Origin of the sequence: Marinobacterium mangrovicola, from assembly GCF_004339595.1 — a bacterium.
In the GTDB taxonomy this organism is placed as follows: Bacteria; Pseudomonadota; Gammaproteobacteria; order Pseudomonadales; family Balneatricaceae; genus Marinobacterium_D; species Marinobacterium_D mangrovicola.
Map to the genome: position 1 here is coordinate 774,095 of NZ_SMFU01000007.1, position 12,314 is coordinate 786,408.

Below are 12,314 nucleotides of genomic sequence, written 5' to 3' on the forward strand. Positions count from 1 at the left end.
TGCCTGCTAAAATGGGGTATCTTAGCGCCTTCGAAATTCACCTACGGACACCGATAGACAGACGATGATTATCAAGCCAAAAATCCGCGGTTTTATCTGTACAACCACTCACCCGACCGGCTGTGAAGCCAATGTGCGCGAGCAGATCGAATACACGCGTGCCCAGGGAAGTATCGAAAACGGCCCGAAAAAGGTGCTGGTGATCGGTTCCTCCAGTGGTTACGGTCTGTCGTCCCGTATTGCTGCGGCGTTTGGCAGCGGTGCTGCAACCATCGGTGTGTTCTTTGAAAAACCGGGAACCGAGAAGAAAACCGGTACAGCCGGTTGGTACAACGCCGCAGCTTTTGACCGTCTCGCCAAGGAAGAAGGTCTGTATGCCAAGAGCCTGAATGGCGATGCCTTCTCCCATGAAGCGAAACAGAAGGTTGTAGACCTGATCAAGGAAGACCTGGGTCAGGTTGACCTGGTGGTTTATTCCCTGGCGTCACCGGTGCGCAAGATGCCGGACAGCGGCGAAGTTGTCCGTTCTGCGCTGAAGCCGATCGGTGAGCCGTACCGCTCAACCGCGATCGATACCAACAAAGACTGCATCATCGAAGCGGAAATCGAGCCCGCCACCGAGCAGGAAGTCGAAGACACCGTGACCGTTATGGGTGGCGAAGACTGGGAACTCTGGCTCAACGCTTTGAAAGAAGCTGACGTCCTGGCACCAGGCTGCAAGACCGTGGCCTACAGCTACATCGGCACTGATATCACCTGGCCGATCTACTGGCATGGTGCGCTGGGTAAGGCGAAGCAGGATCTGGACCGCGCAGCGGGCGAGCTCAACACCATGCTGGGCGCCGATGGCGGTCAGGCGAATGTGGCAGTGCTCAAGTCTGTTGTGACCCAGGCGAGCTCTGCGATCCCGGTGATGCCGCTGTACCTGTCCATGGTATTCCGTGTTATGCGTGAGCAGGGTCTGCATGAGGGCTGCATGGAGCAGGTGCACCGTCTGTTCAACACCGGTCTGTATGGCGCTGATGCGCAGATGGATGAGGGCAACCGCTTCCGCATGGATGACTGGGAGCTGCGTGAAGAGGTTCAGCAGGCATGCCGCGAACTCTGGCCGCAGGTGACCACCGAGAATCTGTTCGAGTTGACCGACTATGCGCTGTACAAGGATGAGTTCCTGAAGCTGTTTGGCTTTGGTATCGACGGTGTTGATTACGAAGCGGACGTCAGCCCGCTGGTGGAGTTTGATGTGATCGACATCTGATAGTGCATTACTTTTGCGACCTGACGGCCTCTTCGTGAGGCCGTTTTTCGTAAACGGATTCCAGGTTGTGACCTGTACTAAGGTTCAGGCTGGTAAAAACGTAAATTAGATATAATATTAGATTCTACTTACGGAGTTCGGTCGCAGGGAGGTGACGATGTTAATCAGGAGGATGTGTGGGTATGTCTCTGTACTCACGATGAGCGCCGTTCTTTCGGCATGTGGCAATCACCAGGCTGTCGAACAGTCGATGGTACCTGTCGCTGAAGATGCCGCCGTATCTTTCTATTCTCAGCGAGCGGACCAGTTGTCAGGCCGTTGGCTTATTCAATCCATCGGCGACCGTGCCATCGATAGCTCCAAGCCCCTGGTTATCGCGTTTGATGATCGCAGTCGCGTTGGTGGTGTGGCGGGCTGCAATCGTTTTCTCGGTGCTTACATGCTGACAGGTGATGACGAGCTCGAGCTGCAGGGGTTGAAAGTGACGCGGCGCATCTGCCCTGACCCTGTCATGATGCAGGAGCGGCTGTTACTGAATCGCCTGGAGAATGTTCATAGCAGTCGGTTTACCGTCGAGGGCAGCTTGCTGCTGTTCTTTGAAGAAGGTGAAGAGCCGATCCGCCTGTCCAGAGATGTCGAATCAATGGTCAATCGCAGCGAAATCCGTTCCGCAATGATGGTTGCGCAGAATCAGGGGTGAGCCGCTTGGTGCTGGTCCACGTATAGCCTCTTGAGTACACTGCTACTGCAGTTTTTTCAGAGAGTTATGCGGAGATGATCAGTCAATGAAATACCGGTCGGCAACGAACTACGAACACCTGCAGAAAGATGGCATCGGCATACTGCTGACCAATCTGGGTACCCCTGATGAGCCGACAACTCCCGCCCTGCGTCGCTATCTGAAAGAGTTTCTCTGGGATCCCCGTGTCGTTGAGGTGCCGCGACCGTTGTGGTGGCTGATTCTTAACGGCGTCATTCTTAATATCCGCCCCAGGCGATCCGCTGAGGCTTACCGCCAGGTATGGACCGATGAAGGCTCGCCGCTACTGGTGCACACCCGCAATCAGGCCCAGGCGCTGTCGGAGCGCTTTTCCAGTGCTGCCGGCAAGCCGGTGATTGTCGACTTCGCCATGCGCTACGGTAATCCCTCCATCGCCAGTGTGTTGCAGTCCATGCAGGACCGGGGAGTTCGCAAGCTGCTGGTGTTGCCGCTTTATCCGCAGTACAGCGGTGCTACCTCGGGTTCAACCTTTGACGCGCTGGCGGCGGATTTTTCCTCTCGGCGCTGGCTGCCTGATCTACGCTTTGTGTCTCATTACCATGATTTTGCGCCCTATATCGAGGCGATGGCTCAGTCGATCGAAAAACACTGGGCTGAGAATGGTCGGCCTGATCGTTTGCTGCTCTCCTATCACGGTGTGCCCAAACGCTATCTCCTGTCTGGAGATCCGTACTACTGTGAATGTCGAGCTACTTCACGGCTTCTGGCGACGCGTCTTGGGGTTGATGAAGAGTTTTGCATGACTACCTTTCAGTCCCGGTTTGGGCGTGAAGAGTGGCTCAAACCCTATACCGATGAGACGCTGAAATCTCTGCCTGCAAAAGGGGTGCGTTCGGTGCAGGTGTTCTGCCCGGGATTCTCTGCCGACTGTCTTGAGACGATCGAAGAGATAGGGGTGGAAAACCGTGACTATTTTCTCGAGGCGGGCGGCACGGATTACCAGTATATTCCCGCGCTTAATGACAAAGTATCGCATATCGATGCATTGGAACAGCTGGTCAGAGGCCAGATCGGTGACTGGTTGGCAGAGGGGGCGGCGGATTACACCGAGCGTGAAAGGCTGGCCCAAAATAGTCAGATCTAAACCAGTCGCGCGCAAAGTCCTGTTTTGCCGGGTTTTGGTGCGCGACGATAAAACTTGATTCATATTGGTGCGGCGCATCAAAGCGTATTCTAACAGGTCTGCTTTGTGCGTCGCTTTATGGTGACAGTTAACAGATTTGGCATAAAAATCAATCGCAATACGATCTTTATCTTTTCGGTATAAACGGTTAGTTTGAAAAGGGCTGCCTGACCGGATGGTCGATTTTTAGCGACAGGAGTCGCGCCGATCACCGGAACAGGGAAAGCGTTCAGGTGTTGCCAGCGAGCAGGGCGACGAATTTTCCGTTTGAAACCTCATCGGTATTGCATGTCAGTCAAACTGGAAGTTAAACATCTTTACAAAATTTTCGGAGACGACCCCTCCGAAGCTTTTACTCTCCTTGATCAGGGTGTCGCCAAAGACGAAATTTTCTCCCGTACCGGTCTCACCGTCGGTGTACATGATGCCAATCTAAGCATCAATGAAGGGGAAATATTCGTTGTCATGGGGCTGTCCGGCTCCGGTAAATCGACCCTTGTCCGTCTTCTAAACCGTCTTATAGAGCCCACCCGCGGTCAGGTGTTGATTGATGGTGAGGATATCGCCGCCATTGACGAGCGCGCCCTGCAGGAGGTGCGTCGGCGCAAGATCGCCATGGTGTTTCAGTCTTTCGCGTTGATGCCGCACATGAGTGTGCTCGACAACACCGCGTTCGGTCTCGAAATCGCTGGTGAGTCGGTCAGTGTGCGTCATGAGAAAGCGCGGAATGCGCTCAAGCAGGTGGGACTCGAGGCGCATGCAAACTCCTACCCGGACGAGTTGTCTGGCGGTATGCAGCAGCGCGTAGGGCTTGCTCGGGCGTTGGCAAACGATCCGGATATTCTGCTGATGGATGAGGCGTTTTCGGCGCTTGATCCTCTGATCCGTACTGGAATGCAGGATGAACTCGTTGCGTTGCAGCATCAGCACAAACGCACGATCGTGTTTATCTCGCATGATTTGGACGAGGCGATGCGCATCGGTGATCGCATCGCGATCATGCAGGGCGGGGTGGTCGTTCAGGTGGGTACCCCCGACGAGATCCTCAATAACCCGGCCAACGATTATGTACGCAGCTTCTTCCGCGGCGTAGACGTGAGTAACGTGTTCAGCGCCAAGGATATAGCGAAGCGCCGTCAGGCGACGATTATCCGCAAAGAATCGGGTAATCAGCTGCGCTCGGCGTTGCAGTTGCTCAAGGATAACGACCGTGAGTACGGCTATGTAGTCGATCGGGAAAACCGCTATATCGGTGCAGTGTCGGTAACCTCCATGACGGAGCAGCTCAAGAATGAGGGCAATCTGGAAAGCTCGTATCTTGAAGAGGTTCCAAGCCTGGCCGCGAAGCAGCCGGTCGGCGAGCTGATCGGCACCGTGGCGCAAGCGCCGTGCAGTGTGCCGGTGGTCGATGAGGATGGGAAATACCTTGGCGTAATCAGCAAGGCGGTCCTTTTGGAAACTCTGGATCGGGAGGGTGAAGGCGATGAGTGAACAGGAACAGACTGCGCCGGCTCAGGATCCCTGGGGTGCGGCATCTGAACAGAGCAGTGATCCCTGGGGCTCCGCCTCGGAGCAGAGCGACCCCTGGGGTGCATCGGATCAAAGTGGTCAGGATTGGTTAAACAATACAGCGGTTCCCGAAGAGGCTGTTCCTTTCGACTGGCTGAACCCTTTTCAGGAGACCTTGATTCCACTGGATGGTTGGGTTGAGAACGGTCTTGACTGGGTGGTGACCAATTTCCGTCCTTTCTTCACCGCAATCAAACTGCCGATCGAGGCGCTGCTTAACGGCGTTGACGGCTTGCTCAATGCGGCGCCCGCACCGCTGATTATCCTGATATTTGTGCTTTTGGCCTGGCAGCTCGCCAGTGGTCGTCTGGCCATCGGTGCCTTGATCAGTCTGCCGATTATCGGTGCCATCGGTGCCTGGCAGGAGGCGATGACCACCTTATCGCTGGTGCTGACGGCGGTGTTCTTCTGTGCGCTGATCGGCATCCCAGCCGGTATCTGGATGTCTCGCAGCGAGCGAGTCAACAGTGTAGTGCGGCCTATCCTTGATGCGATGCAGACCACCCCGGCCTTTGTTTACCTGGTACCGATCGTGATGTTGTTCGGTATCGGTAACGTACCTGGTGTAGTGGTTACCATTATCTTCTCGGTGCCGCCGGTCATTCGTTTGACTAACCTGGGTATTCGTCAGGTACCGGGAGATCTTATCGAAGCGGCTCACTCCTTTGGTGTCAGCAAGCGTCAGCTGCTGACCCGGGTTCAGCTGCCGCTGGCGATGCCTACCATCATGGCGGGTGTGAACCAGACGTTGATGCTCTGTCTGTCGATGGTGGTTATCGCCTCGATGATTTCTGTTGGCGGTCTGGGGTTGATGGTGTTGCGCGGTATTGGTCGTCTCGATATCGGACTGGCCACCGTTGGCGGCGTCGGTATCGTCATTCTTGCGATTATTCTTGATCGTTTGACCCAGTCTCTCGGTAGGGACGCTCGTAGTCGTGGCACGCGCCACTGGTATGAGAGCGGTCCCGTGGGAATGGTTTACAAACGATTTGTGTCAAAATCCAATTAAGGAGCGGATTTATGCGAAGTTCAAAGTTTATCACTGCGGGTCTGGCGCTGGCTGTCAGCTCGGCAGTAATGGCTGAGTCACTTCCGGGTGAAGGTGTGGAAGTGCAGGGACTGCAGAGCCCCATCGCGGAAGAAACCTTCCAGACGGTTGTCGTTAACAAGGGTCTGGAAGCTCTCGGTTATGATGTTTCTCCGATCCGCGAGGTGGACTACAGCGCGAGTTACACCGCAATCGCTAATGGCGATGCAACCTTTATGGCTGTTAACTGGGATCCGCTGCATAACCAGATGTATGACAATGCCGGTGGCGATGACGCTTTCTACCGGAAAGGTTATTACATCGAAGGCGCGGCTCAGGGCTACCTGGTCGACAAGAAAACCGCTGAAGAGTACGGCATCGACAATATCGAAGACTTCAAGGATCCTGAGATCGCGAAGCTGTTCGATACCAATAACGATGGCAAAGCGGACTTGACCGGTTGTCAGGCTGGCTGGGGCTGTGAAGGTGTCATCGAGTATCAGCTCGATGAGTTCGGTCTGCGTGACAGCATCAATCATAACCAGGGCCAGTATGCGGCGATCATCTCCGATACCATCGCCCGTTACGATGCAGGTGAGCCGATCTTCTACTACACCTGGACGCCGTATTGGGTGTCTGGCCGTCTGGTGCCGGGCAAGGATGTGATCTGGCTCGAGGTACCTTACTCTGCCAACCCGAATGGCACGGATACCGCACTGCCTAACGGTAAAAACTACGGTTTCGATATCAACTCTGAGCGTATCGTTGCCAACAAGGAGTGGGCCGAAGAGAATCCGGCTGCTGCCAAACTGTTTGAGATCATGAAGCTGCCGATCAACGCGGTCAGTGCGCAGAATATGATGATCAGCCAGGGCGAAGACTCTCCGGAAGCGATGGAGCGTCATGCTGAAAGCTGGATCAAGGCGAATCAGGCTAAGTTCGATGCCTGGATAGAGGAAGCGAAAGCGGCTGCCAAGTAAGCGCTGCTAGGCTTGTCGTCGAAGCCCCGCTATCGCGGGGCTTTTTTATGGCTGTAAACCGCGGGCGCCGGCGTGGATAGTGTGCTGTTTCGGTATAGCTGAGGCTTTGCATTACTTAAAAATGAATAAAACCCCATTGCCGTGTCGGCGGTCATATGCAAAATAGAGGTGTGGGTATCGGTAAGTCGGTGCCGCGCAGACCTTAACTCAGCCGAGGAGGCCGCATCATGAGTGAAACCTCTCCCCATCCCAAATTTATGGAAGCCATGCGCAAACTTTCAGCTATGTCTGAAGAGGAGCGGCTGTCTGAGGAAAATAAAGAGTTGTTTGAGCAGGCGATGAAGTACGCGCCGCTGGATATTCAGCCTGCGCTGATCGCTATCCAGAAGAAGTATGAGGTCTCCGTTCACTAATTTTTAAATTGGCCAGGGTCGCGCGCCCCGCAATGGGGCGTGCGTACAGTCCGAGGCAGAATCAGGCAACTCTCTGACTATGCGCCGGGTGTGTGGCAATAAAATGTTGTAGTACGCCTCGAAGCACTCTTTCTTTCGCTGAATCGCCCGCTTTCCGCGCTTCATTGATGTCATCAAGAATGATCTGACGGATCTTTTGTTCACCGTCGTGGGTGACAAGATAGTGACCCAGTGCCATCGCAATCATGGTGTCCATATGCTCATGCTCCGCGATGGCATCGATCTCTTCTTCCGTGAGATCTGACATCGCCAGGCACTCCTCATAGGTCAACATCGTTAAACCTCCTGCGCGCTGAGCGCTTTTTAGGGTTATTCGTTGCTCTGCGTTAATTAGTCTAGGTCAGTGTCTACCTCATGCTAGCGCTCTGCGTAGAGGAATTTTCATTCAAATATGTCAGAGGTAAGTTTTGTCTCATGCTGCAGTTGCGGTGATACCCGGGGCGTATTTCGAAAAGACCATGAGTATCATTCGGTTGCTGGTTTCGCGGGTGCATCAGGCGTGGGCATCGGCCGTTTTTGGCTTCGGGCCGGGGTGTTGATCTGGATCAATCGCTCAGTTGTCGTTTTGGCGGAACGGAAGCCCCTCGGCGAGTCTGGTCATCTCCTGGCGAAGTAGCTCCTGCTCTTCATTGAGGAAGTCTCGCAGGGCAGGGTGGAAACCGGTTTCCCTGAGCCAGTGGGTAGACCAGGTTTCTACCGGCTCAAAACCACGCTGTATCTTGTGTTCTCCCTGAGCGCCTGGGTCGAACCGGTGCAGACCTTCGCGGATACAGTAGTCGATACCCTGATAGTAGCAGGCCTCGAAGTGCAGGCTGTCAAATTCATCCAGGCACCCCCAGTAGCGTCCATAGAGGCATTCGCTGCTTCTTAATGACAGCGCGCCGGCGACAAACCGTTGCTCATGTTCGGCCAGGACCAGTACCAGATGTTGTGGCATCGTTGTGCGCAGCAGGCTGAAGAAATCGCGGGTCAGGTAACCCTGCCGGCCGCGTTTGAGATAGGTCATCTGGTAAAAATTGTAAAACTGATCCAGGTGTTCTTCGGTGATCTCAAGTCCCGAGAGTGTGATCAGCGTAACGCCCTGGCGGATAACCTTTTCTCGCTCTTTGCGCAGGTTCTTACGTTTGCGCGAAGTGAAGTGCTCGAGGTAATGGTCGAAGGAGTTGTAGCCGCGGTTAAACCAGTGGTATTGGGTACCGAGGCGGGTCATAAGATCGTTCTTCTCGAACCTCTCCCTCAGTTCGGGCTCGATAAATAATCCGTGCCAGCCGGATGCATTAAAGCGTTCGGAAATCTGACGCAGCGCCTGGCTGAGCAGTGTGATGCTTTCCTCATCGGGGAGGTTGATCCCGTAGCGTGGACCCGTGGCCGGAGTGAAAGGGATCGCAGTCAGCAGTTTTGGATAGTAATCCAGCCCATGCCGGGACCAGGCATCCGCCCAGGACCAGTCAAAGACGTACTCGCCCCAGGAGTGGCCCTTGAGGTAGAGCGGCATGACGCCGATCAGTTGGTCTTCCTGCCATATGGATAGATGCAGAGGTTGCCAGCCAGATTTTGCGGTGACGCTGCCGGACCGTTCGAGTGCGTCGAGAAATTCATGCCGAAGAAAGGGGTAGTCGGTCCCGCAAAGCGCGTTCCAGTCGTCTCTTGGAATCTCTTCGATCTTGCTGTGCAGTCTGATATCCGGCATCGTGACCTATAATCCATTTGAGTAGCTGTCTGCTCACAAGTCTGGGTGCGCAGTGGGCTCAAGTAAGTAAAAAGCCTAACCATTTCTAGCAGTATCTGAAAGGAACATTATGGACGAACTGGAACTTGAATTTGAGCTGGCTCCGCAGCTCAAGGCGGATACGATCAACCTGGGCGATTTCCCGCTATGTCAGTTGCTGTTAATGAACGATGCCAATTACCCCTGGTTCATCCTGGTGCCGCGTCGTGCTGATGTGACCGAGGTATATCATCTTTCACTGGATGATCAGGCTGAACTGATGAAAGAGTCGAGTTTTCTGGCGGAGAATCTGGCAGACCTGTTTCAGGCCAAGAAAATGAATATCGCTGCCTTGGGTAATATGGTCCCACAGCTGCATATTCACCACGTTGTGCGCCAGGAAGACGATCCGGCCTGGCCGGCTCCAGTGTGGGGTAAGGTGCCGGCGGTTCCTTACAGCGATGAGCAGCTGAATGATATTCGCGAACGCCTGTGCCGTTTGATGAGCGAAGAGCTGAGTTTCTGCCCCCATCCCTGATCAGCGTGGGGCCTAAGGTTGGTATCGTCTGGATAGCGCCCGCCGTTACCGCTAAAAAAGCCCTGCCCTGACCCTTAGGGTCCTGTCAGGGCTTGCCAAATCGAGTATACTTCCCGCCTTTAAAATAAGAGGAGCCGCATCGGGGCCGGTGTTTTGCCGTGCTGACGATCATCTTTCAGGCTTCTCTGCAGTCTTGATCTGGCGCCCGGACAGTGGCGCGTACACGTTCAACAACAGGATAAGGTAACTATGCGCAGCCATTATTGCGGCGATCTTCGTAAAGAGCATATCGGTGAAGATGTGGTCCTGATGGGGTGGGTTCACCGCCGTCGTGACCACGGTGGAGTCATATTTCTTGATGTCCGCGATCGTGAGGGTATCGCTCAGGTCGTTTTCGATCCCGATCGCGAAGAGAGTTTCAATCTGGCCGATAGCGTGCGCAACGAATTCGTTATCGAGATTCACGGCACCGTTCGCTCCCGTCCGGAAGGCACCGACAACCCGGAAATGCCTACCGGTTCCATTGAGGTGCTGGGTAAAGAGCTGAAGATCCTTAACAAGGCGGAAACGCCTCCGTTCCAGCTCGACGAGCATCAGCAGGTGGGTGAAGACGTACGTCTGCGTCACCGTTACATCGACCTGCGTCGCCCGGAAATCCAGCAGAAGCTGCGTTTCCGCTCCCAGGTGACCCATGCGGTACGTAACTTCCTGGAAGAGAACGGTTTCCTCGATATTGAAACGCCGATTCTGACCCGTGCGACTCCGGAAGGTGCCCGTGACTACCTGGTGCCGAGCCGCACCCACGAAGGTAACTTCTTCGCATTGCCGCAGTCTCCCCAGCTGTTCAAGCAGCTGCTGATGGTGTCCGGCTTTGATCGTTACTACCAGATTGCCAAGTGCTTCCGTGACGAAGACCTGCGCGCTGACCGTCAGCCGGAATTCACTCAGATCGACATCGAGACCTCTTTCCTCGGTGAGCAGGAGATCATGGGTCTGGCTGAAGGCATGGTCCGCAAGCTGTTCAAGGAACTGCTCGATATCGAGCTGGGCGAATTCCCGACCATGCCGTACTCCGAAGCGATGCATCGCTTCGGTTCCGACAAGCCGGATCTGCGTATTCCGCTGGAGCTGGTTGACGTCAATGACCTGGTTGCCGATGTGGACTTCAAAGTGTTCGCCGGTCCCGCCAAGGATCCGAAAGGTCGTGTTGCTGCGCTGAAAGTACCGGGCGGTGCCGAACTGACCCGTAAGATCATCGATGACTACACCAAGTTCGTTGGTATTTATGGTGCCAAGGGTCTGGCCTGGATCAAGGTCAATGCCCTGGAAAACGGCGCTGAAGGTCTGCAGTCACCGATCGTCAAATTCCTCGGTGAAGAGGTTGCACTGAAGATCATGGAGCGCCTCGGTGCTCAGAACGGCGATATCGTTTTCTTCGGTGCCGACAAGGCAAACACCGTCAACGAAGCCCTGGGTGCCCTGCGTATCAAGGTCGGCGAAGACATGAATATGATCGAGAAGAACTGGGCGCCGCTGTGGGTGGTCGACTTCCCGATGTTCGAAGAGCTGGATGATGGCAGTCTGACTGCGCTGCACCACCCGTTCACCGCGCCGAACTGCTCACCGGAGCAGCTGATTGAGCAGCCTGAAGGCAAGCTTTCCCGCGCCTACGACATGGTACTGAACGGTACCGAGCTTGGCGGTGGTTCTGTGCGTATCCATGACCAGGAGATGCAGAAGGCGGTCTTCAAGGTGCTGGGTATTTCCGATGAAGAAGCGGAAGAGAAGTTCGGCTTCCTGCTCAACGCCCTGAAGTTCGGTGCGCCGCCTCACGGTGGCCTGGCGTTCGGTCTGGATCGTCTGATCATGTTGATGACCGGTTCCAGCTCTATTCGTGAAGTAATCGCTTTCCCGAAAACCCAGAGCGCCGCCTGTCTGCTGACAGATGCGCCGGGAGAGGTCAGCGCTGCTCAGCTGCGTGATCTCAACATCAAGCTGCGCAAGGCGCCTTGATCGAGGCGGGTGATCCCGTTCGCTATCAGGTTAAGTAATTAGCAACACTCCGGGACCGCTTTCGAGCGGTCCCGTCAGATTGAGGAAGTGGTATGGCAGGTCATTCTAAATGGGCTAACATCAAACACCGCAAAGCGGCACAGGACGCCAAGCGCGGCAAAATCTTCACCAAACTGATTCGTGAGCTCACCGTGGCCGCGAAAGAGGGTGGCGGTAACCCTGAAGATAACCCGCGTTTGCGTGCAGCGGTCGATAAGGCGCTGGGCGCAAACATGAAGCGCGACACCATCGACAAGGCGATCCAGCGTGGCGCCGGCGGTGGCGACGGTGATAATTACGACGAGCTGACCTACGAAGGTTACGGCAGTAACGGTGTGGCGATTCTGGTCGAGTGCATGACCGATAACGTTAACCGCACCGTTTCTCAGGTGCGTGCTGCATTCAGCAAGCATGGCGGTAATCTGGGTACCAATGGTTCAGTTTCCTACCTGTTCGATAAGCGCGGTGTGCTGAGCTTTGAGGCCGGCGTTGATGAAGACGCGATCATGGAAGCGGCACTGGAAGCGGGCGCCGACGATGTTGTCACTAATGATGATGGCTCCATCGATGTGTACTGCGAAGCCAACGATTATATGGATGTGAAGCAGGGGCTGGTTGATGCTGGCTTTGAACCTGCGCACTCCGAAGTCGGTATGATTCCGCAGACCAGCGTTGAACTCGATGAAGAGACCGGTCGCAAAGTGATGAAGCTGATCGACACCCTTGAAGATCTGGATGATTCTCAGAACGTCTATCACAACGCCGATATCCCCGAAGAGGCGATGGAAGACTGATCGCTCGAGGT

Annotated in this window: 12 protein-coding genes; 10 read left to right on the forward strand and 2 right to left on the reverse strand. The window is 54.9% G+C overall.

Annotated features, from left to right (window positions below):
- Nucleotides 1–64 precede the first annotated feature (64 nt).
- From fabV to CLV83_RS04515, 7 genes are all read left to right on the forward strand, one after another.
- Complete coding sequence (fabV, locus tag CLV83_RS04485) at nt 65–1,258, forward strand: enoyl-ACP reductase FabV (RefSeq protein ID WP_132288101.1); 1,194 nt, start codon at nt 65–67, stop codon at nt 1,256–1,258.
- A gap of 199 nt (nt 1,259–1,457) precedes the next feature.
- A complete protein-coding gene (locus CLV83_RS04490) occupies nt 1,458–1,958 on the forward strand; it encodes an META domain-containing protein (protein WP_165900236.1) in 501 nt (166 codons plus the stop codon).
- An 85-nt stretch (nt 1,959–2,043) separates the two neighbouring features.
- Complete coding sequence (gene hemH / locus CLV83_RS04495) at nt 2,044–3,123, forward strand: ferrochelatase (RefSeq protein WP_132288107.1); 1,080 nt, start codon at nt 2,044–2,046, stop codon at nt 3,121–3,123.
- 327 nt (nt 3,124–3,450) lie between these two features.
- A complete protein-coding gene (gene proV, locus CLV83_RS04500; RefSeq protein ID WP_132288110.1) occupies nt 3,451–4,653 on the forward strand; it encodes a glycine betaine/L-proline ABC transporter ATP-binding protein ProV in 1,203 nt (400 codons plus the stop codon).
- Entirely contained in the window at nt 4,646–5,740 is a 1,095-nt protein-coding gene (gene proW, locus CLV83_RS04505) for a glycine betaine/L-proline ABC transporter permease ProW (protein WP_132288113.1), read from the forward strand. The genes proV and proW overlap by 8 nt, the downstream gene beginning before the upstream one ends.
- Nucleotides 5,741–5,751: 11 nt before the next feature.
- The gene (gene proX / locus CLV83_RS04510) at nt 5,752–6,738 is read left to right on the forward strand and encodes a glycine betaine/L-proline ABC transporter substrate-binding protein ProX (RefSeq protein ID WP_132288117.1); all 987 of its coding nucleotides are present in this window, start codon (nt 5,752–5,754) and stop codon (nt 6,736–6,738) included.
- 227 nt (nt 6,739–6,965) lie between these two features.
- Nucleotides 6,966–7,151, forward strand: a complete 186-nt coding sequence (locus tag CLV83_RS04515; protein WP_132288120.1) for a hypothetical protein — start codon at nt 6,966–6,968, stop codon at nt 7,149–7,151.
- Between the two features lie 61 nt (nt 7,152–7,212).
- Here CLV83_RS04515 and CLV83_RS04520 read toward each other — a convergent pair whose 3' ends face one another.
- Complete coding sequence (locus CLV83_RS04520; RefSeq protein ID WP_132288123.1) at nt 7,213–7,485, reverse strand: hypothetical protein; 273 nt, start codon at nt 7,483–7,485, stop codon at nt 7,213–7,215.
- Nucleotides 7,486–7,764: 279 nt separating this feature from the next.
- Entirely contained in the window at nt 7,765–8,901 is a 1,137-nt protein-coding gene (locus tag CLV83_RS04525; RefSeq protein ID WP_132288126.1) for a GNAT family N-acetyltransferase, read from the reverse strand.
- A 109-nt stretch (nt 8,902–9,010) separates the two neighbouring features.
- On the opposite strand from CLV83_RS04525, the gene CLV83_RS04530 reads away from it, so the two are divergent.
- The 3 genes from CLV83_RS04530 to CLV83_RS04540 all read left to right on the forward strand — a co-directional run bounded on the left by CLV83_RS04530 (nt 9,011) and on the right by CLV83_RS04540 (nt 12,303).
- Nucleotides 9,011–9,457 (forward strand): HIT domain-containing protein, encoded by a 447-nt coding sequence (locus CLV83_RS04530; protein WP_132288129.1) that lies wholly within the window; start codon nt 9,011–9,013, stop codon nt 9,455–9,457.
- A gap of 249 nt (nt 9,458–9,706) precedes the next feature.
- Entirely contained in the window at nt 9,707–11,470 is a 1,764-nt protein-coding gene (gene aspS, locus CLV83_RS04535) for an aspartate--tRNA ligase (RefSeq protein WP_132288132.1), read from the forward strand.
- Between the two features lie 92 nt (nt 11,471–11,562).
- Nucleotides 11,563–12,303 (forward strand): YebC/PmpR family DNA-binding transcriptional regulator, encoded by a 741-nt coding sequence (locus tag CLV83_RS04540; protein WP_132288135.1) that lies wholly within the window; start codon nt 11,563–11,565, stop codon nt 12,301–12,303.
- Nucleotides 12,304–12,314: the final 11 nt, after the last annotated feature.